Origin of the sequence: Shewanella frigidimarina, assembly GCF_003797125.1 — a bacterium.
GTDB classification, from domain to species: Bacteria; Pseudomonadota; Gammaproteobacteria; order Enterobacterales; family Shewanellaceae; genus Shewanella; species Shewanella frigidimarina.
This window is the reverse complement of sequence record NZ_RKKE01000004.1, coordinates 107,977-133,916: the sequence shown is the minus strand read 5'-3', so window position 1 is coordinate 133,916 and position 25,940 is coordinate 107,977. Positions and strand designations below refer to the sequence as shown.

Annotated in this window: 21 protein-coding genes and 1 riboswitch; of the genes, 15 read left to right on the top strand and 6 right to left on the bottom strand. The window is 41.6% G+C overall.

All coding sequences use genetic code 11. The features are described from left to right. Window positions 1-91 precede the first annotated feature (91 nt). On the bottom strand, window positions 92-1,576 hold the full coding sequence (locus EGC86_RS14260; protein ID WP_123777995.1) for a CYTH domain-containing protein: 1,485 nt from the start codon (window positions 1,574-1,576) through the stop codon (window positions 92-94). Between the two features lie 236 nt (window positions 1,577-1,812). On the opposite strand from EGC86_RS14260, the gene EGC86_RS14255 reads away from it, so the two are divergent. From EGC86_RS14255 to putA, 4 genes are all read left to right on the top strand, one after another. Then, complete coding sequence (locus EGC86_RS14255; RefSeq protein ID WP_011636053.1) at window positions 1,813-2,493, top strand: TIGR00153 family protein; 681 nt, start codon at window positions 1,813-1,815, stop codon at window positions 2,491-2,493. A gap of 25 nt (window positions 2,494-2,518) precedes the next feature. Beyond that, the gene (locus EGC86_RS14250) at window positions 2,519-3,787 is read left to right on the top strand and encodes an inorganic phosphate transporter (RefSeq protein WP_123777994.1); all 1,269 of its coding nucleotides are present in this window, start codon (window positions 2,519-2,521) and stop codon (window positions 3,785-3,787) included. Between the two features lie 140 nt (window positions 3,788-3,927). Further along, on the top strand, window positions 3,928-4,509 hold the full coding sequence (locus EGC86_RS14245) for a TIGR04211 family SH3 domain-containing protein (protein ID WP_011636055.1): 582 nt from the start codon (window positions 3,928-3,930) through the stop codon (window positions 4,507-4,509). 402 nt (window positions 4,510-4,911) lie between these two features. Then, window positions 4,912-8,106: a bifunctional proline dehydrogenase/L-glutamate gamma-semialdehyde dehydrogenase PutA gene (gene putA, locus EGC86_RS14240; protein ID WP_207893047.1), complete on the top strand. Its 3,195-nt coding sequence runs from the start codon at window positions 4,912-4,914 to the stop codon at window positions 8,104-8,106. A gap of 64 nt (window positions 8,107-8,170) precedes the next feature. On the opposite strand, the gene EGC86_RS14235 is transcribed toward putA, so the two are convergent. Then, window positions 8,171-8,455, bottom strand: coding sequence for a hypothetical protein (locus EGC86_RS14235; protein WP_123777992.1), 285 nt, complete (start codon window positions 8,453-8,455; stop codon window positions 8,171-8,173). Between the two features lie 367 nt (window positions 8,456-8,822). Between EGC86_RS14235 and EGC86_RS14230 the strand changes: the two genes are divergently transcribed. From EGC86_RS14230 to EGC86_RS14220, 3 genes are all read left to right on the top strand, one after another. Further along, window positions 8,823-10,166, top strand: a complete 1,344-nt coding sequence (locus EGC86_RS14230) for a Na+/H+ antiporter NhaC family protein (protein ID WP_123777991.1) — start codon at window positions 8,823-8,825, stop codon at window positions 10,164-10,166. Window positions 10,167-10,400: 234 nt separating this feature from the next. Beyond that, entirely contained in the window at window positions 10,401-11,093 is a 693-nt protein-coding gene (locus tag EGC86_RS14225; protein ID WP_041412747.1) for a hypothetical protein, read from the top strand. A gap of 62 nt (window positions 11,094-11,155) precedes the next feature. Further along, window positions 11,156-11,863 carry a 23S rRNA pseudouridine(2604) synthase RluF gene (locus EGC86_RS14220; protein WP_165871065.1) on the top strand — a complete coding sequence of 236 codons (708 nt, stop codon included), beginning with the start codon at window positions 11,156-11,158 and terminating at the stop codon, window positions 11,861-11,863. 3 nt (window positions 11,864-11,866) lie between these two features. Here the strand turns inward: EGC86_RS14220 and EGC86_RS14215 are convergent, their stop codons facing one another. Continuing rightward, a complete protein-coding gene (locus tag EGC86_RS14215; protein WP_123777989.1) occupies window positions 11,867-14,023 on the bottom strand; it encodes a S46 family peptidase in 2,157 nt (718 codons plus the stop codon). Between the two features lie 215 nt (window positions 14,024-14,238). Beyond that, window positions 14,239-15,441 carry an aromatic amino acid transport family protein gene (locus tag EGC86_RS14210; protein ID WP_123777988.1) on the bottom strand — a complete coding sequence of 401 codons (1,203 nt, stop codon included), beginning with the start codon at window positions 15,439-15,441 and terminating at the stop codon, window positions 14,239-14,241. Window positions 15,442-15,699: 258 nt separating this feature from the next. Then, a riboswitch (yybP-ykoY riboswitch) is annotated at window positions 15,700-15,887 on the top strand. Window positions 15,888-15,905: 18 nt separating this feature from the next. Between EGC86_RS14210 and EGC86_RS14205 the strand changes: the two genes are divergently transcribed. Beyond that, on the top strand, window positions 15,906-16,460 hold the full coding sequence (locus tag EGC86_RS14205) for a TMEM165/GDT1 family protein (protein ID WP_011636063.1): 555 nt from the start codon (window positions 15,906-15,908) through the stop codon (window positions 16,458-16,460). A 204-nt stretch (window positions 16,461-16,664) separates the two neighbouring features. Further along, entirely contained in the window at window positions 16,665-17,045 is a 381-nt protein-coding gene (locus EGC86_RS14200; protein WP_011636064.1) for a SpoIIAA family protein, read from the top strand. A 100-nt stretch (window positions 17,046-17,145) separates the two neighbouring features. Here EGC86_RS14200 and EGC86_RS14195 read toward each other — a convergent pair whose 3' ends face one another. Beyond that, complete coding sequence (locus EGC86_RS14195; RefSeq protein WP_011636065.1) at window positions 17,146-17,340, bottom strand: hypothetical protein; 195 nt, start codon at window positions 17,338-17,340, stop codon at window positions 17,146-17,148. A 162-nt stretch (window positions 17,341-17,502) separates the two neighbouring features. Between EGC86_RS14195 and ohrR the strand changes: the two genes are divergently transcribed. The 6 genes from ohrR (at window position 17,503) to lysS (ending at window position 25,392) form a co-directional block, all read left to right on the top strand. Beyond that, window positions 17,503-17,994 carry a transcriptional regulator OhrR gene (gene ohrR / locus EGC86_RS14190; protein WP_011636066.1) on the top strand — a complete coding sequence of 164 codons (492 nt, stop codon included), beginning with the start codon at window positions 17,503-17,505 and terminating at the stop codon, window positions 17,992-17,994. Then, window positions 17,984-19,117 carry a 23S rRNA (uracil(747)-C(5))-methyltransferase RlmC gene (gene rlmC / locus EGC86_RS14185; RefSeq protein WP_123777987.1) on the top strand — a complete coding sequence of 378 codons (1,134 nt, stop codon included), beginning with the start codon at window positions 17,984-17,986 and terminating at the stop codon, window positions 19,115-19,117. The genes ohrR and rlmC overlap by 11 nt, the downstream gene beginning before the upstream one ends. Before the next feature lie 179 nt (window positions 19,118-19,296). After that, window positions 19,297-20,448, top strand: coding sequence for a chromate efflux transporter (gene chrA, locus EGC86_RS14180; protein WP_123777986.1), 1,152 nt, complete (start codon window positions 19,297-19,299; stop codon window positions 20,446-20,448). Window positions 20,449-20,582: 134 nt separating this feature from the next. Next, window positions 20,583-22,247: a methyl-accepting chemotaxis protein gene (locus tag EGC86_RS14175; RefSeq protein ID WP_011636069.1), complete on the top strand. Its 1,665-nt coding sequence runs from the start codon at window positions 20,583-20,585 to the stop codon at window positions 22,245-22,247. 490 nt (window positions 22,248-22,737) lie between these two features. Next, window positions 22,738-23,836 (top strand): peptide chain release factor 2 gene (gene prfB / locus EGC86_RS14170; RefSeq protein WP_162022282.1). Its coding sequence is split into 2 segments (ribosomal slippage): window positions 22,738-22,812 and window positions 22,814-23,836, totalling 1,098 coding nucleotides; the frame shifts between segments, so codons are not numbered across the junction. 53 nt (window positions 23,837-23,889) lie between these two features. Beyond that, on the top strand, window positions 23,890-25,392 hold the full coding sequence (gene lysS / locus EGC86_RS14165) for a lysine--tRNA ligase (RefSeq protein ID WP_011636071.1): 1,503 nt from the start codon (window positions 23,890-23,892) through the stop codon (window positions 25,390-25,392). 118 nt (window positions 25,393-25,510) lie between these two features. Here the strand turns inward: lysS and EGC86_RS14160 are convergent, their stop codons facing one another. Continuing rightward, entirely contained in the window at window positions 25,511-25,939 is a 429-nt protein-coding gene (locus EGC86_RS14160) for a PaaI family thioesterase (protein ID WP_123777985.1), read from the bottom strand. Window position 25,940: the final 1 nt, after the last annotated feature.

The following is a 25,940-nucleotide window of genomic DNA, read 5'->3' as shown; positions in this document are numbered from 1 at the left end:
TAAAACAGGAAGATAATCATTATCTTCCTGTTTTACTATTCATCACTAATACATGTGGGCGTGTAACCATTTATATGGGTAATATGCACGCTTACCAGTAAATAGGTACTTTTAAGGCACTTTTTCGCGAGTGCTCCATGGCAAACAATAAACTAGTTTCTTTATTGTCTAACCAAGCTTCAATATTAAGCTGATGCTGTGCACTCAAATGCCTTAATATTTTATATGCCGATAACGTACTAATCCCTAACGCTAAGTCTTGCCATGGTGCCCGAAAAGCCTCGCGCTTTTTAGCCGGATACATTTCTCCATAAGCAAACCCAACTAAGATACTTTCATCCAAAGCATCTGCAACATGTTGGTAATCAATACTGTTCATTTCAGCGGTTATCGGCATTGATTTTCCAATACGCTTCCATGAGGCTTGCTGTAGTTTGTTGGCAAATAAACCTAATTCTGGATAATGACGGCCCTGGTTTTTGCCGCTTTCAGCTGTTAATAGTAAATCGACTAATGCCAATTGTAATTGGCCATACTCAGGTTGTTGCCATATTGAGGCCAATTGAGTTGAAATAGACATTAAGCTGATATGGTTTTCTAGTTGTTGGCAAACAAGGGTTTTATTGTTGATGTTGGCAAGTGGCTTTGCATCATCTTGTAATAGTAAACAACAACTTTGCAGTGGGCTAACAAATGCCAGAGCCTGCTCAAGATGATCGAATAATGGACTGGTGCGCTGATCTAATAAACCAAATTGATTTAAGGTGAGCCTGAGTAAGCGCACACAGTGGCGTAATTCGCCCCACAAGGCTGATTGTTGATGAACATCACTCGTTGGCAGCGTTAATATATTTTCAATCAATTGCCAGCGCTCAAGACCTGTTTCTAATAATGTGCTCAAGACTTGCTGCATGTTATTGTTTTTAGGCAATGAGACATAATCAATATGTTCAATAGTGAACGGCTTTGATTTACCTGCAAGTTGATACCCGCGCTGAGCTTTACTTGCTTTCCCTAAGCGAAATGGAACTGATTTAGCGACTTCGATCGCTAATGTTATTAAGGCAGAAGTATCACCAGCGAGTAATTCAAATTCGAGTTCGCATATAGGGTCAACTTTATCATTAGCGATAATTTCACCGACATCTAATGCGACCTCAACGAGACTATCATTGAGGTATATATGCCAAGTTTGACGCTCAAAATTGGTTTCAAAAATACATGTTAACGATGTTGATACCTTGTCGAGATCATTTCCTATTGGCCAAATTTCTTTGGGGAAACGTGACAAGATCGGTGTTTTTTGATCAATGTTGACATTATATTCGGGACGGGAATGGATCCCCCCTACGACACGTCCTGCCGTTTTTATGGTCTGTTCGAGTTGATTATCAAAACCTCTTACACGTAAGCCCATATCCCATCTACGCAGTTGTAAATCGTCGGTATCGAAATATCCGTTGGTGAGTTTTTTCTGCCCTTGTGGGGTCGAATTAGGGTATTCATTCAATATTTTTTTTAATAAATCATGATGTTGTGGTTGAATGAATAGTTTTAACTCTATTTCTGCGTCCATTGACTTTATGTCTGCCTTGTCATTAAATATTCACTAATGCGTCACATTATCTTCATAATGTCATATTGTTGTAATAAAAATCTCTTAGGATAGCGTTGCTCGCATCATATATACTGAGCAACGATAACAGAGAAACTGTCGTACGAAATTAAAAAACACAGTTTCATTATGCGGACGCTTGGGTTAACATGCGCCCGCTTTTTCCAAACTGGAATTTATTAAATAGGTAAACGGCAATGCCAGTAAACTCTATTTTAGGTGTGTTTGCAAAATCACCTCTTAAGCCTTTAGAACTACATATCGACAAAGTACATGAGTGTGCATCACTTCTTGTTCCTTTCTTTGACGCAACCAATTCAGGCGACTGGGATGAAGCGATAAAGATACGTAAACAAATTAGTTTGCTTGAAAAAGAAGCTGACTCACTCAAACGTGAAATTCGCCTGACTCTTCCTGGTGGATTATTCATGCCTGTTGAGCGAACTGACTTGCTTGAGTTATTAACTCAACAGGACAAAATCGCGAACAAGGCAAAAGATATCTCTGGCCGTATTATTGGCCGTCAGTTAGTCCTTCCTCAGCCTATGCAAGATGCCTTTGGTGCTTATCTCAAACGTTGTTTAGATGCGGTATCACTAGCCAAGCGGGCTATTAACGAACTCGATGATTTACTCGAAACCGGTTTCCGTGGTCGTGAAGTTGAGTTAGTTGCCAAAATGATCACTGAATTAGATCTTATTGAAGAAGATTCTGATGATTTACAGATTCAAGTGCGTCGTCAGTTGTATGCATTAGAATCTGAATTGAATCCGATTGATGTGATGTTCACGTACAAAATTATCGAATGGGTTGGAGGTTTAGCAGATATTGCTGAGCGTGTCGGTTCCCGCCTAGAGCTGATGCTAGCTCGTAACTAATCACAAAGGTTATCAAGGAAACAACATGGTTGATGTATTAGTCACCAACGGCCCTATGCTCATTATGATAGCGGCTGCATTTGGATTTTTGATGGCATGGGGCATTGGTGCAAACGACGTAGCCAATGCAATGGGAACCTCTGTAGGTTCTAATGCCATTACCATTAAACAAGCGATTATTATTGCAATGATCTTTGAATTCGCCGGCGCTTTTTTAGCTGGTGGTGAAGTCACGAGTACAATTCGTAAAGGTATTATCGACGCGAGTTATTTTACTGATGTCCCTGAGTTGTTGGTATACGGCATGATTGCCTCATTACTTGCTGCGGGTATTTGGTTAGTTGTAGCGTCAGCGTTAGGCTGGCCGGTTTCGACAACGCATTCAATTATTGGTGCTATTGTTGGCTTTGCCGCAGTGGGTGTTAGTGCTGACTCTGTTGAATGGGGTAAGGTTGGCGGTATTGTTGGTTCTTGGGTAGTGACACCTGCTATTTCAGGTTTTATTGCTTATATCATTTTCCAAAGTGTGCAAAAGCTGATTTTTAATACCGATGATCCGTTAGCAAGTGCTAAGCGTTATGTGCCTTTCTACATGGCATTGGCCGGTTTTGTGATGTCACTTGTGACCATTACTAAAGGCTTATCACATGTAGGCATAAATTTTTCAACATTTGAAGCATATGCTTTAGCAATTGTGGTTGCAGCCGTCGTCGGTCTAGCAGGTAAAATTGCTATTAGTCGTTTAAAAATGAGCGATAAAGCCGATCTAAAAACCCAATATGGTAATGTTGAAAAAGTATTTGCCATATTAATGGTTGTAACTGCGTGTTGTATGGCATTTGCCCATGGTTCAAACGACGTTGCTAATGCGATTGGTCCTTTAGCTGCTGTGGTTTCAGTGGTTGAAAGTGGTGGTGTTATTGGTGCTAAGGCTGTTTTAGCCTGGTGGATTTTACCACTTGGTGCTGTAGGTATTGTGTTAGGTCTGGCTATTTTTGGTCAGCGTGTAATGCAAACCATTGGTAAAAACATCACTCATTTAACCCCAAGCCGTGGTTTTGCCGCTGAATTAGCTGCCGCATCGACCGTGGTTATTGCTTCTGGTACTGGTTTACCTATTTCGACAACGCAAACATTAGTGGGTGCTGTGTTGGGTGTGGGCATGGCGCGTGGTATTGCAGCAATCAATATTGGTGTAGTGCGTAACATTGTTGTGTCTTGGGTTATTACTCTACCAGCTGGTGCAGCATTGTCTATTTTGTTCTTCTTCATTATTAAGAGCATCTTTAGTTAATTTGACTAAGACGCAATGAAGTATTAGCAGAAATGTGAACGCTGAATGTATTAAAGAAGGAAGTCATATGACTTCCTTCTTGCATTCAGAGCATTTAATAAATAGCATGACAATAAGTTTTCTGAGTTTGGATAAATACCGTGTTAAGAGTACTTTCAATTCTTATATTTTTACTTGCGCCAAGTGGCGTATTTGCAGCGCAAGCCCCAACGCGTTTTATTTCTGATGATGTGTTTACCTATATTCACGGTGGACCGGGGACAGAGTTTCGTATTATCGGTAGTGTTGAAGCAGGTCAGCCGGTCACTTTATTGGATAATACTGAAGGTGATTTTACTCAAATCATTGATCATAAAGGTCGTGAAGGCTGGGTATTAACCAGTTTAGTTTCAGATCAGCCTAGTTTTCGTGAACGTTTTCCTGAGATGGAAGCACAACTAAAACAAGCTAATGAGCAATTAAATAATATTACTCAAAATACTGACAATACCGAAGAGTCTTTAACATTGTCTAATGAAAAGGTGGCAGAGTTAAGAGCTGCATTGACTAAAGCGATTAAAGAGCGAGATGATGCTAAGTCAAAGGTGCAACAAGCCGCTGATAACCAACGTTATGAAATGTGGCAGCAAGGTGGGTTAATTGCAGGTATTGGTGCGTTGATTGGTATTGTATTGGTGTATTTACCTCGTCCGCAACGTCGTAAGAAAAGCCGTTGGATGTAACATCTCAATGTAGATGAGATTTTTCGGAATATAATGACACGACTTATGTTACTAATTTGATTGTATAAAGGCCAACTATTCAAACGTTGGCCTTTTTTTTTACCTTACTAATGATGAAATGTAGTCATATTTATTCTTATTTTTGATTTGGTAATAGTTGTTATTTAACAGGTGGTTAACAATGTTTTGTTGTTGCAGTGTTAATTGTCTAGCACATTGTTTTGACCTATTTCAGTGAACAAAATCAAACAATTATTAGCAAGTTTTCAACTTGAGTGTCCAAGTTCACATTTTGAATGTATAATCGCCGAAAAACCAGATCGTACATTGTATACAAAATAAAATATTCGTGAATACAATGTCCATTCAACAACGATAATAACCATCCTTAACCTGACCCAGATGGAAGCGAATACTATGTTCAAAGCGAGTGAAGTACTGGACGGCCGCTACGACAATGCCACTCTTGAGGAACTGTTTACTGCAGTGACCAACAATTACATTGTCGATGAAGAGCAATACCTGTCTGAATTAATTAAGCTTGTGCCTTCGTCTGAACAAGACATTGAGCAAGTGACTCGTCGCGCCCATGAGCTCGTGAGCAAAGTTCGTCAGTTTGAGAAAAAAGGCCTGATGGTTGGTATTGATGCATTTTTGCAGCAATACAGCTTAGAAACAAAAGAAGGCATTATCTTAATGTGCTTGGCTGAAGCCTTGTTACGTATTCCTGACGCGGCAACCGCGGATGCGCTTATCCAAGATAAACTGTCTGGTGCCAAGTGGGATGAACACCTTAATAAGAGTGAGTCATTACTGGTTAACGCCTCAACATGGGGCTTAATGCTGACCGGTAAACTGGTTAAGTTAGATCGTAATACTGACGGTTCGCCAAGTCATATACTTAAACGTCTGGTTAATCGTGTTGGTGAGCCAATGATCCGCCAAGCCATGCTTGCAGCAATGAAGATCATGGGTAAGCAATTTGTGTTAGGTGAGGACGTTAAAGAAGCACTTAAAAATAGTGAAGCTAAACGTAAGTTAGGTTATACCCATAGCTATGACATGTTAGGTGAAGCAGCATTAACCGCCAATGATGCGCAAAAGTATTTTAACGATTACAGCAATGCTATTCGCGATTTAGGCGAACAGCAATACGATGAAGCGAACTCACCAAGACCCACCATATCAATCAAATTATCTGCTTTGCACCCTCGTTATGAAGTCGCTAACGAGGATCGTGTATTAAGTGAATTATACGACACAGTTATTAAGCTGATAGTACAAGCGCGTGAACTTAACATTGGTATTTCTATTGATGCTGAAGAAGTTGACCGTCTTGAATTGTCATTGAAGTTATTTAAGCAGCTTTATCAGTCAGAAGCCGCTAAAGGCTGGGGCTTATTAGGCATTGTGGTGCAAGCTTATTCTAAGCGTTGTTTACCGGTGTTGTGTTGGTTGACGCGTCTTGCTAAAGATCAAGGCGATGAAATTCCGCTGCGTTTAGTTAAGGGTGCTTATTGGGACAGTGAGCTTAAATGGGCACAACAAGCGGGCGAGGGTGGTTACCCACTCTATACCCGTAAAGCCGGTACTGACGTGTCATATCTTGCTTGCGCACGTTATTTGCTGTCTGAAGCCACCCGTGGTGCGATTTACCCACAATTTGCCACCCATAACGCTCAAACCGTTGCCAGCATTGATGCGATGGCAGGTAATCGTATATATGAGTTCCAACGTTTACACGGCATGGGGCAAGAGCTTTACGACACTATGCTTGCAGAAAGCGGTGCTAAAGCGGTACGTATCTATGCCCCCATTGGCGCCCATAAAGACTTACTGCCGTATTTAGTACGCCGTTTACTTGAAAACGGTGCCAATACCTCATTTGTGCATAAACTGGTCGACCCTAATACGCCGATTGAAAGCTTAGTCGTTCATCCATTGGTGACGCTATTAGGTTACAAGTCGTTAGCGAATCAAAAAATTGTTAAACCTGCTGATATTTTCGGTGCAGAACGTAAGAACTCTAAAGGATTAAACATGAACATTATTTCTGAGTCAGAGCCATTTTTTGCTGCACTGGATAAATATAGCGATACTCAATGGAGCGCGGGTCCATTGGTAAACGGTAAAACATTAACGGGTGAAGTACAAACTGTTGTTAGCCCATATGATACTTCGCTAACCGTCGGTACCGTGGCTTTTGCAGATGCAAACGCAATTGAGCAAGCCATTGCTGGTGCAGATGCTGCTTTTGGTAGTTGGGTTCGTACGCCTGTTGAAACTCGAGCGAATGCACTACAGAAATTAGCTGATTTATTGGAAGAAAATCGTGAAGAGCTGATTGTATTATGTACCCGTGAAGCGGGTAAGAGCATTCAAGACGGCATTGATGAAGTTCGTGAAGCAGTCGATTTTTGTCGTTACTACGCGGTACAAGCTAAGAAGATGATGGCTCAGCCTGAATTACTTCCTGGCCCGACAGGCGAGTTGAACGAACTGTTTTTACAAGGCCGCGGAATTTTTGTGTGTATTAGTCCATGGAACTTCCCGTTGGCGATTTTCTTAGGCCAAGTATCTGCAGCACTTGCCGCGGGGAATACTGTTATTGCCAAGCCTGCGGAGCAAACCTGTTTAATCGGTTATCGTGCAGTACAACTTGCGCATGAAGCCGGTATTCCTACCGATGTATTACAGTTTTTACCAGGTACTGGCGCTGTTGTTGGTTCTGCAATCACTGCAGATGAACGTATTGGCGGTGTGTGTTTTACCGGCTCTACTGGCACCGCTAAATTGATTAACCGCACTTTGGCAAACCGTGATGGCGCAATTATTCCATTAATTGCTGAAACCGGTGGTCAAAATGCCATGGTTGTGGACTCAACATCACAACCAGAGCAAGTTGTTAATGACGTAGTTTCTTCTTCGTTCACCAGTGCTGGTCAGCGTTGTTCGGCATTGCGAGTCTTATTTTTACAAGAAGATATTGCAGATCGCGTGATTGAAGTGATGAAAGGCGCCATGGAGCAATTAGTGATTGGCAACCCAAGTTCAGTTAAAACTGACGTGGGACCAGTGATTGATGCCACTGCCAAAGCAAACTTGAATGCCCACATTGATCATATCAGCCAGGTCGGCAAGTTAATTAATAAACTTGAATTACCAGCGGGTACTGAAAACGGCCATTTTGTAGCGCCTACAGCCGTTGAAATTAGTTCTATTAAGTTACTCGAAAAAGAACATTTTGGTCCTATTTTGCATGTTATTCGTTATAAAGCGGCTGATTTGGCAAAAGTGGTTGATGAAATCAACAGCACAGGTTTTGGGTTAACCTTAGGTATTCACAGCCGTAATGAAGGCCATGCTTTGTCGCTTGCTGACAAAGTAAACGTAGGTAACGTGTACATTAACCGTAACCAAATTGGCGCCGTTGTTGGCGTGCAACCATTTGGTGGTCAAGGTTTATCGGGCACGGGTCCTAAAGCGGGTGGCCCGCATTATTTAACTCGTTTTGTGACCGAAAAAACGCGTACTAATAACATTACCGCGATTGGTGGTAATGCGACATTATTGTCACTGGGTGATGCTGAAGAATAAGCCTGAAGTACTTGCATTAAGCCCACTTGCTCGTGGGCTTTTTGTTATCTCTAGTTTAGGTTAGTTAATGATGGCCCTGGGTATCATTGCGTTGTAAACCACGACTGACATTTCTACACAGTTTTCCAAAGCGACTAATATCGCCAAACGAAGGTATAACGCCTTGAGTAATGGCTGCGTCCCAATAGTTCACTTCTGCATCAACAAGGTCGAGCAACTTTTTAGGGCAGCCCACACAGTTGTTGGTTGGGCCACAACTAAATATACCGGGTTGATCAAGCGGCAAAGAGGTTTTGACTTGATCAAGGAGCTGCTTCATCGCGCTCACTCTGTCTGGTTTACGTTCCATAGCCTCACCTCTATATAAGTTAGAGAATCCTTGTCAGCGTAACAAATTGGCATTAGGTTATGATTAACTTACATCAATTTTTTAGTGAATAAAGAGAGTTAAATAGATAAATTGATTATGGTTATGTAAATTATTTGTAGCAGTTTTCAGGTTTTAGAATAAAAAACACTTCGGAAGCAAAGAAGTCTAGACGTCTAGATTGACAGTGGTGAAGAGTTCTCTTATTCTTGGCACAACTTGTTATGATGTGACTGCAATATTTAGCACCGTTGAACGTGTTGTTAAATAATCACCGATGACCGAGATTGTGTCGTACTCGCTTTTCTCATCCAACAATCCCTATTCGTTAAGATAAAGAGAGATCATTTTGACCAAAGCTACTTCATCAGTTACCACGGCAGGAAACAGCCCGGCATCGTTTGTGGCGTTATTGCCATTATTTTTATTTTTAGGATTATTTATAGGCGCAGGCTTATATTTTCAAAGCCAGGGCGTTGATTATGCGTTCTATCAATTACCCAGTGTGATTGCTATTTTACCTGCCATTGTGTTGGCGGTACTGTTATCGAAACAGAAAATCAACAGTGCGATAGAAACCTTTATTGAAGGTATTGGCCACAGCAATATTATTGCTATGTGTTTAATTTATTTATTGGCAGGCGCATTTGCTGCAGTGGCTAAAGCCACTGGTGGCGTTGATGCCACCGTTGCACTTGGTTTATCGTTTATTCCATCAAATTTACTATTGCCTGGTTTCTTTGTTATTGCCGCCTTTATCGCGACTTCAATGGGCACATCTATGGGCACCATAGCGGCAGTAGCACCAGTGGCATTAGGTGTTGCAGACCAAGCACAAATTGATTATGCCTTAATGGCTGGTGCGGTGATGTCTGGTGCATTATTTGGAGACAACTTATCGATTATTTCAGATACCACGATTGCGGCAACACGTACTCAAGGTTGTGAAATGAAAGACAAGTTCCGTGAAAACTTAGTGTTTGCAATTCCGGCGTCGATCCTCACCTTGATTGCTTTTTCGATTGTCGGTCAAGGGCAAGCGGATATTGCTGCTCAGGATATTGAAATCTTAAAAGTATTACCGTATTTAACCATTCTGGTATTAGCTGTGGTGGGTTTAAACGTTTTTGTGGTGTTGTCGCTAGGGATTGTACTTGCAGGCATGACAGGCGTACTGACTTCAGAATATAGCGTTATTCAATTTGGTAATGATATTTATACTGGCTTTACCAATATGCAGGAAATTTTTATTCTGTCGATGTTAGTTGGTGGTTTAGCGGCGTTAATGCAGCAGCAAGGTGGATTAACCTTTGTCAGTAAACAAATTGAGGGTTTGATCAGTCGTTTTTCAAAAGCCAATGGCGAAGCATCAAGTCGTGCAGCAGAGCTAGGTATGGCAGCGATTGTTGCCGCAACGAATACGTGCGTTGCTAACAATACGGTTTCGATTGTGGTGACGGGCGATATTGCGAAAGAGCTTGCTGAAAAACATGGAGTATCGCCAAAACGAGCAGCCAGTATTTTAGATATCTTCGCATGTATTATTCAGGGATTAATTCCGCATGGCGCCCAAGCATTATTAATTGCCTCGGTGTTTACCATTAGCCCATTAACCGCAGTGTCTAATGCTTGGTACTGTATGATTTTGGCCGTTATTGCGGTGATTATTGTGATATTTCGTAAACGTACTTAAATTGGCTACAGGGTAAATCACACAGTCGCTTGGTTTAACGAGATTAAGATTAAAGTGACTATTTAGTCCGCTATAGCAAATAATGCCCAGTCAGCCACGATTGGGCATTTTTATTTTTGGTTTAAATTTTGGTTTAAGTTAGGGCTTAGGTTTTGGGTTATGTGATTATCGGCTTTTACTTTTTTGCTTTCCGCGTTAACATTCTCATTCCATTTTTGACATAAGTATCGATCAGTGACAGATAGAGTCCGTAATTATGATTTACACCTAGTGATTGTATTTATGTCATTGGCAGCGGCTGCAATCTGCTCTTTTGGCGTAGGAAGTGCGTTGATAGTACAAGCCGATGGTATAAGCTTAGACATGTTGATGATCCGCCCTGATACGCTTGGTAATTATATGCATTCGTCGTTTGCAATCGTGTTTAATTTATCACTATTAGCGGGTGGCTCATGCTTCTTACTCGCCATGGTGGCGGTGTTTAATACCTTTCCTGATTTACTGAGCCGTTACATTGCCATTATTGGTGGTGTAGTTGGTGTTAGTATTGTGCTAATGGGTGTGTTTCCGATTAACTTTTTAGACTTACACCGTAAAGCGTCGACGCTTTATTTATTCAGTACCATTTTTTTGCATTGTATTTGCCTACTTGATTACTTTAAACCTGGCAGCACGATGACCAAGCGAATGCTTAGTTTGAGCATTATTTCAATATGCAGTGGGTTATTATTATTGACGCTGTTCGATTGGAGCCAGTTGGATTTTGCTGAGTGTTCGGCCGATTTACCCCAGTATTGTATCGTGTCCTCAGCCATGTGGACATTAACTCAAGCGAATATTCTATGGTGTATCTGTCTTGGGTTAAGCCTGCTGTCAACCATTAAAACTCAACAACATAACGTGTATCAATTTCTCGAAACCCGTTAACGTCTATTTATTCCTGCTTGAGTATTATCTATGATATCAATACGATTAAGTCTATGACATCAATGCGATTAAGTCATTATTTGGCTGTATGTGGTGTGGCGTCAAGACGCCAAGCTGCACGACTTATCGACACTGGTCGAGTGAGTATTAATCATCAATTAGCTAAACACACTGACCGAGTTAACCTTTGTGAAATTGAGACAATTCTAGTAGACGATAAACCGATCCTTGCTGTGCAAGATAAACAGTATTGGCTATATCATAAGCCTGTTGGAATTGATTGCCGTTTATTAGTTGATGATCCCCACAGCTTACTGCATGTACTACCTGAGTTACCAAGGTTGTATCCTGCAGGGCGTTTGGATAAAGATTCTCGTGGTTTGCTACTACTCACTAATGACGGTCAATTAACGCAAGCGCTAATGCATCCCGATTATTATCATCCTAAGACATACGTGGTCCAAGTTGATAAGCCAATTAGTACCAGTTTTTTATCGATGATGGCAAATGGGGTCAGTTATGGTGATGTGCAAACTCGATCATGCGATATTCGGCCATTGAGCTTAACGGCTGAAGAAGACAGGTTTGAGATTGTATTAACCCAAGGATTAAATCGACAAATACGCCGTATGTGTCAAACGTTAGGTTACAAAGTGATTGATTTAATGCGAACTCAATTACTCGATATACGTATTGATGAGCTTGCAGAAAAAACAATGCGGCCATTAACGGCCGCAGAGTTATTGAGTCTTAAACGTGCAGTAAACTGAGCGTTATCTAACGATTTCCATTTCAGCTAATAAGTTGTCAGCATTATCTAAATACTGCATTACCCATAGCATGTAGCGGCTGTCTACTTGGATAGAACGGTTACTTTGTGCGTCGTATCCCCAGTCACCAATGATACTTTCGTACACACCATCAAACAGTAAACCCACTAGTTCAGCACGGCCGTTTAAGGTTGGTGAGCCTGAGTTACCACCCGTTGTGTCTAAGGTGGATAAGAAGTTAACCGGTACAGAATCAACCGCTTTGACGTAGTAATCGCCGTATTGCTTTTGTTTAATCAGCTCAAGTTGTTTAGCTGGCGCATCGAAAGGATCAACACCAGTGTCTTTGGCTAAAATGCCTTCTAAACGTGTAAAAGGCACCGCCACTAAACCATCCTGTGGAGAATAACCTTTAACGTTACCTACCGTTACACGCAGGCTTGAGTTTGCATCAGCATAAACAGGTTTTCCTAACTCGCGATTGTAAGCAATGATAGCGTCCATATATTGTGGACGTACTTTCATTAAGTCACCTTCTAATTGCTTTTTCTCTTTCTCGCGCGCCATGTCAGCATCAAAGGTCTGTACTGCAAATTGAATGAATGGGTCGTTAGATGCTTTAAAGTCGGCAACCGATTTGTTCATCCATGCTAAGCGAGTTTCTTTGTTATTTAGCTTGGTGTTGGCGTACATTTTATCGAGTGTTTTAGCTAATGCTTTAGCATCGAACTTGCTGCTAATACCAAATGCTTTATCTAAAGCGGCTAAATGCTGCTCTGCAGGTAATGCAGCATAACGTGTCAGTAAATCGGCTAGCAGGGCTTTATCGACACTGGCGGCATAACGGCGATCAATACGTTCCATGCTTGAAGTGAAGTTGGTCATGTCACGTTCTTGGTAGCCTGGTTCTCGTGCCATATCAGCTAAGGTTTTCTCATTAGCTAAGCGATACAAATCACGAGCGGTAGTGACCATAGTGGTGTAACCGATGTAACCTAATAAAATGTCACGTTGCTGATTTTGCTGACTCTTAGCCACTAACTTTTCTAAGCTTGATAGTGTTTCGCCATACTGCTGCTGGCGTTTTTTATCTTTACCAATCCAGTTTGCTAAATCGGTCTCTATTTTTTCACGATCAGCGAGCATGGTTGATTTACCATAATACTCAATCATCGAGGTAAAGTTTTTGGCGTAATTAGCTAAACCAGCAATCAAGCTTTCGTATTTAATTCGTTCGTCGCTGCCTTCAGAAGCTGTTTCTTTGATGATGCTAATCATGCGCTCTTGTAGGACTTTGCCTTCTGGATAAGCCCAATTAAACTGATTGTTAACTTCATCTGCAGTGCGGTATCGGTTGGTACGGCCAGGATAACCAGCAACCATGACAAAGTCGCCATCGCTAACGCCTTTAGCTGATACTTTTAAAAAGCTTTTTGGCTCGTACGGTACATTGTCTTTGCTAAAATCAGCAGGCTTGCCGTCTTTAGATACGTAAGCACGATAAAATGAGAAGTCACCGGTATGACGAGGCCACATCCAGTTATCGATATCACCGCCGTATTTGCCCACACTAGCGGCTGGGTTATAGGCTAAACGCACATCACGAATTTCTAACTGCTTAACAAGATAATATTCTAGGCCGCCATGGAAACTATACACTTGGCAACGGTAACCATCCTCTTTTTCACATTCAGCAACTAAGGTTTTTTCTTGTAGTTCTATACCTTTATAAAACTCATTGCCCACTTTATCCATCTGGTTTGCTTTAACTTTATCGGTAACATCGGTTACTGCTTCAGTTACAAAAATACGTGAACCAGGTGTCGCCGGTAATTCTTCGGCGTAAGTTTTAGCTAAAAAGCCGTCTTTAAGGAGGTTTTTTTCTGGGGTGGAGTTGTACTGAATTGAGCCATAGGCACAGTGATGGTTGGTAACTACCAAACCTTTTGGTGACACAAATGATGCGGTACAACCACCCAGGCTGATAACGGCATTCATTGGGAATTCAGTTAATTTTGAAATTGAATCAGCGCTTATTTCTAAGCCTTTTGCTTTAAGTTCATCAGCCATTGCGGGAAGTTGATGTGGTTGCCACATGCCTTCATCTGCCGCAGCGCCAAAGCTGGCTGCCATTGCGACAGTTAATAACCATTTTTTCATTATAATAATTCCATTTGGGGTGTTCACGGGTAATCAATATTGCCGTCAGTCGTGTCGATTTCTTGTTTAATCATCTAGGTCAATGTTGGCGGACTATAAAAACGTCGGACCATAAAAACAAAAAAGTCAGGCTAAGCCTGACTTTAACAAATGTTTTACTATCTTAACAGCGTTTGAAAAACTCGCTTACAAATCCATTTTATCAGTCATCCGATTTAGGCTAATGCTACCATCAACTGCGCCACAACAATTAATGTGCCGAGCAATCCTGCGGCGATCAGCCCTAATGTACCGCCAGACACTTGATAACCGCCTAATTGCTGTGAGCGTTGCTTTAATGCCATCGCAATGGGTAAATAGATAATCATCACCACCAATGGAATGGCTGCAAAACCTAGCACTTTGAAAAATCCGTCTGGGTAGTAAAGCGCACATAACAGTGGTGGTATAAAGGTTATTAACCATGTTTTAGCACGACCAACAGCGTCATCTTTAGCTCGAGTCAGTTCGGCGACATAATCAAATAGGCTCATGGTGACACCCAAAAATGAGGTCACCAATGCAAGGTTGGCAAACAGATCAATTGCTTGGCTGATAATGTGTGACTGGGCTAAACCTTGTAAAGCAGCAACCAGTTTGGGCAGTGAACCACCAAAGCTGTGAACTGTTTCGCCGCCTAAAGAACCTAGCGTTACGAGCAACCACAGGATGTAACAAACCAGTGGAATGGTCGAGCCTATTAATAACACTTTTCTAAGTGATGCAGCATCACCCTCTAAGTAGCGCACAATGGTGGCAATACACACATGGAAACCAAATGAAGTGAATACCACCGGGATGGCTGCTAACCATAATTGTTGTAAAGCGGTGCCCGATGCCACATCGGTTGAGTAATTGTTTAGTACACTGATTAAATTAACGTCTGGTAATAGAAATGCCACCACAATGACAAGCAGCACCACCATCGATGTAAATAATATGCGTGATACTTTATCAATCCATTTAACACCAATGGCAATCAAGCCACCAAAAATAACCGTAAACAGTATAACGGCGACTTGGTTGCTCATGTTAATGCCGATGGGTTGTAAACGGGTTTCTAATAGCGATGACCCTCCCATTAGATACACCATGGTTAAGGCGAATAATAAGCTAAGGAATGAGCCTCCTTGAATGAGTTGGCCGACTTTGCCCAGTGTTTTACCAGTAATGGCATGGACGTTATCGCCGACACCACTGTGAAGATTAATTTCTAACATCAGTAACGAGGTGTAAGCCGATAAACCCCAAATAACCACTAATAAGATTAATGCGGGGATCATCCCCAAAGCTGCTGTTGCTAATGGTAGCGCTAGCATGCCTCCGCCAATTGCCGTTCCCGCGACAATCGAAATAGAACCTAAAGTTTTAAAATTCACAGAAAACGTCCTGTTTAATTATTATTTTATTTGTGTCGGACATTAGCAGAAGGGTGACAGAGCAGGCAAGGATCTTTGACTGTTAAAGGCTAACAGCTATGTTTATAAACAATTACACAACAATCGACCAAACTTTTTTACACGTGATTTTTGCAATAGCGTAGCATTACGGCGTTACTGTTAAGGCTTAGGTGTTTTTATGCCAAATTTACAATGTAAAATGAGTGCGTTGAATAAAATTATTTAATCGTTATAATGCGACTTGTTTTAGGGGAGTAGCTAATCTTGTTTTGCTGTTATGGCACACAAGATGTCTGTATCAACATAATTGGCCTCATGCCATGGTGCAGACAGTAACACACTGTATATCAGTGATTTACCAAGCGAGACCTAAGCACAGTAACTGCATCAAGGGGTATGCGGTGGCTTGTGCTTAGTTGTCATTTACCCCTAGGAATATCACATTGGAAGCTTTATTCGCCTCAACTCTCACAGTTGCCATCGCTGAAATAGGCGACAAAACTCAATTATTAGCTTTACTGCTCGCGGTGAGATTTAGCAATAAAACCGCTATTATCTCAGGCATTTTGCTTGCCACATTATTAAATCATTTTCTTGCCGCATGGTTAGGTCAATGGGCAATTGCGTGGATTGATCCACAATGGACGACCTATTTGGTGGCCGGGTCATTTTTTGCTATTGCACTATGGGTCCTTATACCCGATAAAATGGATGATGATGATAATCGCTTCTATAAACTCGGTGCTTTTTCTGCAACGTTTATTTTGTTTTTTATTGCTGAAATAGGGGATAAAACTCAAATTGCGACGGTGGTCTTAGCGGCAAAATACCAAGCACTGACATGGGTTGTCATCGGCACGACATTGGGAATGTTAATTGCTAATGTCCCCGTTGTGCTGGCTGGGCATTTTAGTGCTAACAAATTGCCCATGAAACTGATTCATCGCGGTTGTGCTGTGTTGTTTGCGCTACTTGGGGTCGCTACATTGCTGTGGTAAAAGGAGGTTCCATACCGATAACCAAGTTTTTGATGCAGATACTGCCTGTGGGTTGCCCTAGGTTGTTGCCATTGCTTTTTTGTGCAGTCCGGCACACACTTCATTTTATGATTGGTTAAAATGTAAGCATGCATAGCTTTATGGATAGGCGCGTGCATGTAAATGTGTAATCGCATAGTAAACGGATAGTAAAGGAGTCACGATATGGATATGAAGAAACATGGTTTATCGATAGGCATAAACCGAATTGAAAGTGTGTTTTTTGTGACATTAAAAGCCATTGGTACATTAACCCACGAAGACTATCTCGTCATTACCCCTATGCTAGAGGGGGCATTAAGCCAAGTTGATCAGCCTAAAGTGAGTTTATTTCTTGATGCTACCGAGCTTGACGGCTGGGACTTACGCGCCGCTTGGGATGATTTAAAGCTGGGATTAAAGCACAAATCTGAGTTTGAAAGAGTGGCCATTTTGGGCAATAAAGATTGGCAAGAATGGGCGGCCAAAATTGGTAGTTGGTTTATTGCGGGTGAGATAAAATATTTCGAAGATGAAGATGACGCCTTGAAATGGCTTCGATATTAATATGATGTTCAAGCTCAGTTGCTCTCGAACGATGCAAAGGTCTTTAGCGTTGTGATGGCGTCATTAGCCCTAGGAACAGATTTTCTAGGGCTTTAACCATTTATGCCGTGGTATTAACATTATGACCACTGTTGCCAACGGGCTGCGGTGCAGGTGGCTGAGCCGCTTCAATGAGTTGTAATGCCATTTGACCTTCAACTTTTTGCTGTTCTTTAGCCATTACGGCCACTTTTAAGCTGCTGCCAGAATCAATTGTTGTTGGCATTGAAGACGGTGAATTAATACTAATTGACATGGTTAACCTTAATATAAAGTCGGATGGTAATAATATATCGGCTGAAAATCAAAATGCTTGACTCATTTTTGTTAAAAAGCATTCGTTGGAATTTTTTGATTATAGGTTGCGCACAACCAATGTTATAATTAGCTCATATTATTGGTTAGTGGAGTGAAGCCTATGTCTAGTAAAGTGCTTACTGAGTCTCAATTACCTTCAGCGCAAAATCCGCTAGCACTTGAAAACCAAGTGTGTTTTTCATTGTATAGTGCGACTAATGCGATGATCCGTGCATATCGACCATTATTGGATGAGTTATCGCTAACTTATCCGCAGTATCTAGTGATGATGGTACTTTGGAAAGAGCCGGGGATCAGTGTTAAAACCTTAGGTGAGAAATTACATCTTGATTCTGGAACATTAACACCCTTGCTAAAGCGTCTAGAAAGCAAAGGCTTAGTGAGCCGTGGCCGTAGTGAATTAGATGAACGCGTGCGAGTGTTACATGTTACTGAGCAAGGCCAACAATTACATCAGCAAGCGTTGAGTATTCCTGAACAGATGCGTTGTAAAGTGGGTGGCACTATTGAAGACTTACAACAATTAAAGCAACTGTGTGATCAAGCATTTACCATGTTAAATTCCGGAGAGGCGAGCAGCTGTGAAATGTGATTATTTTGAGCGTGGCGATTGTTTGTCATGCCGCAATATTCAACTACCTATGGTTGAGCAAGTGAGTGTAAAGCAACAACAGTTAATCGATTTGTTTCGTGGCATTTCAGTTAAGCAATGGCTAGCGCCGATATTAAGCGCAGAATCAGGTTTTCGTAATAAAGCCAAAATGGTCGTTTTAGGTGCCGCTCACAAACCTATTTTAGGTTTGGTTAATCCTAAAGGGGAGCCGGTCAGTCTATGCGACTGTTCGTTATACCCTAAAGATATGCAATTATTGTTACACCGTTTAGAACGATTAGTGCAGCAAGCTGGTATACCGCCTTATCGGGTCGATAAAAGCAAAGGCGAGCTAAAATTTATTTTACTGACTCGCAGCCAAAGTAGTGGCCAGTTTATGCTGCGTTTTGTATTACGCAGTGATCAAGCCATCGTGAGAATTGAACGAGAATTACCTCAATTATTACAAGAGTTTCCCGAAATTACCTTAGTCTCGGCTAATATTCAGCCAATCCACATGGCGATTCTTGAAGGCGAAAGGGAAATATTTTTAACGGAAACGACACGATTAGAAGAACAACTTAATAATGTACCGTTGTTCATACGGCCAAAAAGCTTTTTTCAAACGAATCCTGAAGTCGCCGCCCAGTTGTATCAAATAGCGAGGGAGTGGGTTACTGAGTTCAAACCGAACTATATTTGGGATCTATTTTGTGGCGTCGGCGGGTTTGGGCTGCATTGTGCTGACAGCAATATCCGTTTAACTGGGATTGAGATTGAATCTGAAGCAATAGAATGTGCCATCTTGTCAGCAACTAAACTAGGGTTTACCCAAGTGGATTTTAGTGCACTTGATTCAACTCATTTTGCCAAAGGACAATCTGCTCAAGATAAACCAGATCTTATTATTGTAAATCCACCTCGGCGCGGATTAGGAAAATCATTATGCGACTCACTGAGTGAGTTTGCACCTAAAGCAATCGTGTATTCTAGTTGTAATCCACACACCTTAATGAGCGATTTAGAGTACATTACGGGTTATCAAATCACCAAAGTTCAAATGTTTGATATGTTTCCTCATACTGATCATTTTGAAGTATTGGTTATGCTAGAACAGCTGTAATAGTCTTTGCTATCAATTAAGGTATTTTAAAAATCGTAATTAAGTACTCGTTTGGTGTCGCTAAGTTATGGGCTATATCGAGCAAAGGTAGCAGTTAGATAGTGGTGTATGTTGTCATCATAAAAATGTCATCTTAATGTCATAACATTGTTTATTCACATAAAAAAGGTACTAGGACGATGTGGCAAATTTTCAGTCGCTTTTTAGCGTTAGGGTTAATCAGTTTCGGTGGCCCTGCGGCTCACATCGGCTATTTTAGAAAAGCATTTGTTGACGACTTACAATGGCTAGATGGTAAACAATATTCAAGTTTTGTTGCTCTGAGTCAGTTTATGCCAGGGCCAGGCTCAAGCCAGATAGGGTTTGCAATTGGTTATCATCGAGGTGGTTTACTGGGCGGATTAGCCGCCTTTTTAGGTTTTACTTTACCGTCTTTTTTACTGATGTTTTTATTTGCTGTGACCAGTGCACAATGGCTGGAGATAACGGCCGTAGAGGGTGCTATTCATGGCCTAAAATTACTAGCAGTAGTGGTTGTAGCTGATGCCACCTTGTCAATGTTTAATCAATTCTGTCAACGAAAAACCGCTAAAATAGTAATGGCTGCCACCGCAGTTGCTATCATATTAATGCCTTCATTATTAATGCAAATTGGCGTACTAGTTGTGGCTGCTATTATTGGCGTCATGTTAATGACTCGAGGTGACAGTATTACGCCAGATACACCTGCAATCGAGCTTAATTATGCTTGGTTAGCATTATTTATTATTGGTATAGCTGCTTCTATATATTTGATCAATCAACCTGATAGTCTTGGACAGATTTTTGCGCAATTCTTCCAAGTGGGCAGTTTAGTGTTTGGCGGTGGACATGTGGTATTGCCTTTGCTTGAAACCAGCGTCGGTGAATACATTACCCCAGATCGATTTTTAACTGGCTATGCACTTGCGCAAGCCATTCCTGGCCCTATGTTTACTTTAGCGACCTTTTTAGGGGCAGATTTATGGTTAGAGTCTCCTATTCTGGGCGCGTTGGTCGCAACGTTAGCTATTTTCCTTCCTGGTTTTTTATTGATGCTGGTGGGCTTAAAAAGTTGGCATTCTATAAGCCAACACCCAGCCATTGCTGGCGCTCTCGCTGGGGTAAATGCTGCCGTTGTTGGTTTATTGCTTTCAGCACTTTATCAGCCGGTGTTTACTAGTGCGGTAATCATGCCACTGGACATGGCGTTAGTGATTATTGGTTTTAGTCTATTAAAGGTCTTTAAGCCTGGTCTTGTATGGTTGGTAATAGGATTTGCTGCAATGGGCAGTGGATTGTCGATGTTGTAAAAAGCTGTTGTATTGTATATTTTTGCGACATGTTTCACTTTATTGGGCTGTAATTGTTCGTTAGTTAGTGTAAACATCTATAATAAATAGACTATTATATTAAATAGACCATTACCCTAAAAAGGCTTGCCACTATGCTGAGATCTTCCCTACGCAATAAACTACTGGGGTTATCGTTAATTCCACTATCGTTGATCCTCATTGTACTACTGAGTATTTTTTATGTTAATGAAGAATCGTCTTTAACCAAGGATATTGATAACTTTCGCAGTGAATTAATTTCAGAGCGTAAAAACCAACTAAAAGAAGCTGTTCAGATTGCACAAGGAGTCGTTGAGTATCAACTTGCTTTGGGGAGCAATGGTAATGTCAATGGAGCCTTACGAGATTTACGCTTTGGCAGTGCAGGCTATTTCTTTATGTATGATGATGCCGGCGTCAATATTTTTCATCCGACTATGCCTGAACTTGAAGGCCAAAACAAAATTGATATGGCCGACCCTAATGGAACCAAAATTATTGTTGGGCTATTAGATGCGGCTAAATCGGGTACTGGTAATTTTTCTTATTATTATAAAAAACCGGGTAGCGAGCAGCTTGTTGAAAAACTCGGCTTCGCAGTAATGATCCCCAATACCAATTGGATGTTAGGCTCGGGCGCTTATATTGATGATATTGAAGAGTCTATTGTTGGTTATGAAACTTATAAAACAGAAGAGATGCATCAAAAAGCATTCATGTTCCTATTAATTGCTTTAGGTCTTACTGGTATTACTGCTTTTGGCGTGGTGCTGATGGCCCATAAAATGGTGGTGCCAATTCAAAATATGGCTACATCGCTTAATGACATCGCTAAAGGTGAAGGTGATTTAACCAAACGTTTAGATATCACTAGCATCGATGAAATTGGGCAGTTAGGCAGCGCATTTAATCTGTTCATCGACAAATTACAGCATATTATGGGTGATGTTGCTGGTGCGACCGACAGGGTTAAGCAAGCAGCTCAGAGTATTAATGGTCAAACAGTGTCAATGACAGAACAACTCTATAATCACAATAATGAAATTGACCAAATTGTCACCGCAATCACAGAAATGTCGGCGACAGCACATGACGTGGCCCATAATACTAATATGGTAGCGGAAGCCACACATGCTGCCTCTGATAATGTTACGAAAGCGCAAGATTGTGTCGATACCTCATTAACGGAAGTGTCTAATTTAATGAGTCAAATTGACAATGCTGCGGCCAATGTGAAGTCATTAAGTGAACAATCTAAGAAAATTAACTCGGTGCTAAGTGTGATTGGTGGGATTGCTGATCAAACCAATTTACTGGCATTAAATGCGGCAATTGAAGCCGCGCGAGCCGGCGAGCAAGGTCGAGGTTTTGCGGTTGTTGCTGATGAAGTGAGAAACTTGGCCAGTCGAACCCAAGCCAGCACGGTTGAAATTAATGAAATGCTGTCTGAACTGCATAAGCTAGTGACCCAAACGGTACAAACTATGGAAGAAAGCCAAGTGAGTTGTTTGAGTTCGGTGGAGTCTTCTAGAGCGATTTCTGAAAGTTTAGGCGCAGTAACATCGTCAGTGACCAGCATTAATGACATGAGTACTCAAATAGCCACCGCTGCAACGGAACAAAGTTCTGTGACCGAAGAAATTAATCGTAATATCAATTCAGTGCAAGAGATTGTTAATACGTTATTGGTGGCCAGTCAAGATGCGTCCGGTATGAGTAAAACCGTTGCGGATGATGGTCAGACGTTAGCGGAGTTAGTGGGTCAATTTAAAATATAATGTTGACTTGGTAGGCAATTAAAAATGAACCCGAAGTGGTTCATTTTTTTTAGTCGCTTTTTTAATCTAACCCAGAGTCAGATCTTGAATTTAAATATTCTTAACTTGGAGTGGGGTGTTAATATAACCATAAATATCAAGGCTTTAGTTATCAACCGCTATCAAGCCTGTCATATGTTTTGCTAACAAAGCGAATGGGCGTGTCAATAGCAGGCCTATTGTAAGTCTTCTTGTGTAAAGAATAACGCAGTGAGCAAGGCAAAGGGCTGTTTGAGAGGCATTTGCTATCCCGAGTTCTGGTTAAATAGTAATAAGCTGTTCATTTCATTTATCCATTCGCGGTTAAGCGTTTTTCTCGATGTTGATTTGATGAAATATATTCGTCATTTGTTTATTAATAATCGCCCTTCTGGTCTAGGTTTAGTGCCTATCATGGGGTAAAATGCGCCGTTGCACCTTTTGTTAACCGCTAAATTTAAGTTGAATATTCATGTTTGAAGTTAATCCAGTAAAATTCAAAATTAAAGAGCTAGCCGAACGTACTGAGTTACTTCGGGGGTATCTTTGACTACGCTGCTAAAAGTGAGCGTTTAGAAGAAGTCAGTCGCGAGCTTGAAAGCCCTGAAGTTTGGAATGAGCCTGAACGTGCTCAAGCATTAGGTAAAGAGCGTGCTGCGTTAGTGGTTGTGGTTAAAACCATTGATGATATGGACACGGGTCTAGAAGACATCCAAGGGTTACTTGAGCTTGCCATTGAAGAAGATGACGAAGAAACCTTTAATGATGCTGCCGCAGAACTTGAGGAGTTAGACACCCGTCTGGCAGATCTCGAATTCCGTCGCATGTTTTCTGGCAAGAGTGATGCTTCAAACTGTTATCTTGATATTCAATCTGGTTCAGGCGGCACCGAAGCACAAGACTGGGCCAACATGGTTCTGCGCATGTATTTACGTTGGGGTGACGCGCATGGTTATAGCCCAGAGTTAATGGAAGTCACCGACGGCGATGTGGCTGGTATTAAAGGTGCTACGATTAAGTTCACTGGTGAGTATGCTTTTGGTTGGATGCGAACTGAAACCGGTGTGCACCGTTTAGTACGTAAATCGCCATTTGATTCATCAGGTAAACGTCATACTTCTTTCTGTTCTGTTTTCGTTTACCCTGAAATTGATGATGATATTGAAATCGATATCAATCCATCAGATTTACGTATCGACACTTATCGTGCTTCGGGTGCGGGTGGTCAGCACGTAAACAAAACCGATTCTGCGATACGTATTACACATTTACCAACAAACACTGTGGTGCAATGTCAAAACGATCGCTCACAACATAAAAACCGTGACTCTGCTTTTAAGCAATTAAAGGCGAAGTTGTACGAGTTAGAAATGCATAAACAAAATGCCGATAAACAAGCTGCTGAAGATGCAAAATCAGATATCGGCTGGGGCAGTCAAATTCGTTCATACGTATTAGATGACGCCCGTATCAAAGATTTACGTACAGGGGTTGAGAACCGCAACACTCAAACTGTGCTGGATGGTGATTTAGATAAGTTTATTGAAGCCAGCCTAAAATCAGGACTTTAATTAAATTAACTTTTCCGCCATGTAAGTGTGGCGAGTAAACGCGAGAATATAATATGACTGAACACGTACAAGATGAAAACAAACTGATTGCTGAACGTCGCGCTAAATTAGAACATATCCGCACCAACTGTCCTGCGAATGCTCATCCAAATACATGGCAGCGTAGTCATAAAGCGGCTGAATTACAGGCACAATATGGCGAGCAAACTAAAGAAGCGCTAGAAGAGTTAGCTTTTCAAACCAGTATTGCTGGCCGTGTTATGGCAAAGCGTGGTCCATTTTTAGTGATTCAAGACGTGTCTGGTCGTATTCAAGCTTATGCTGGTAAGCCAGTACAAGGCGATTTAAAAGAGCGTTATCAAGGTTTAGACATCGGTGACATCATTGGTGTTAAAGGTCAGCTGCATTTATCTGGCAAGGGCGACTTATACGTTAATATGGAAGAATATCAGTTACTGACCAAAGCATTGCGTCCGTTACCTGAAAAATTCCATGGTTTAACAGACCAAGAAACTCGCTACCGTCAGCGTTACGTTGATTTGATCGTTAACGAAGATTCGCGCAATGCCTTTATTATGCGCTCTAAAGTGGTTGCCGCAATCCGTAACTTTATGGTCAAAAAAGAGTTCATGGAAGTTGAAACCCCAATGATGCACGTTATTCCTGGTGGTGCTTCTGCGCGTCCATTTGTAACGCATCACAATGCATTAGACATGGCTATGTACTTACGTATCGCGCCAGAGCTGTACCTTAAGCGTCTAGTGGTTGGTGGTTTTGAACGTGTATTCGAAATTAACCGTAACTTCCGTAACGAAGGTTTGTCACCACGTCATAACCCAGAATTCACCATGATGGAATTCTATATGGCGTATGCTGATTACAAAGACCTAATGGACTTAACCGAAGAAATGCTGGGGTCAATTGCTCAAGAATTATTAGGCAGTACTAGCATGCCGTATGGTGAAGAAACTGTTGAGTTTGGTGGCGCTTATGCTCGTTTGAGCATGTTAGAAGCGATTCAGAAATACAATCCTGACAATGCGACTATTCAAGCTATGACCTACGAGCAAGTTAAAGACGTAGAGTTTATGCGCGACTTAGCATCGAGCCTAGGCATCAAGTTAGAGAAATTCTGGACTTGTGGCCAGTTACTTGAAGAAATATTCGGTGAAACTGCTGAAACTAAGTTAATGCAACCTACGTTCATTACTGGCTACCCAGCGGATATTTCACCTTTGGCGCGTCGTAATGATAACAATGACTTCATTACCGATCGTTTTGAGTTCTTTATCGGTGGCCGCGAAGTGGCTAACGGCTTTAGTGAGCTTAACGATGCTGAAGATCAAGACAACCGCTTTAAAGCGCAAGTTGATGCTAAAGATGCAGGCGATGACGAAGCAATGTTCTATGACGCTGACTACATCACAGCACTAGAGCACGGTTTACCACCAACAGCAGGTCAAGGTATTGGTATCGACCGTTTAGTGATGCTATTCACTAACACGCATACCATTCGCGACGTGATTTTATTCCCAGCGATGCGCCCACAAGCGTAATCGTAATTGTTGGCAAAGCTAACGTTGAGGAATAAGAAAACCAGCCTTCGGGCTGGTTTTTTTTAGTCAAAAAACGGAACGTCCGTCTAATACTTGTTAATTTATGACTCGCTAAACGCTAGCCAATGACGCCACTTTTAGGTTGAATAAACTTTGCCGATGCTGTCACGCAAGCTTTATCGTCAACATAGAGCGCTGCTTCTAATTGGTACATCCCTAAGCGTTGGCTCACCAATCGACCGACAATTTTGATGGCATCACCAACCTTTATAGGGGCAACAAAGCGGATGGTCATTTCGGCTGTTAAGGCCTTAATACCTTGCATCAGCAAGCAATGAGTCATAGCCGCATCGACTAAGGCACTGGCAACGCCGCCATGCAAGAAGCTGTTGTAGCCTTGAAGCTGCGGACTCACTTTATGATAACCGACAACTTGATTATCACCGTCAGCAAAAAATTTACACTGTAACGACAATGGATTTTGTTTAGCGTCGCCACAGACAACACATTGACTGTGGCTTTGTTTGCTATCTTGATAACGGTTCACA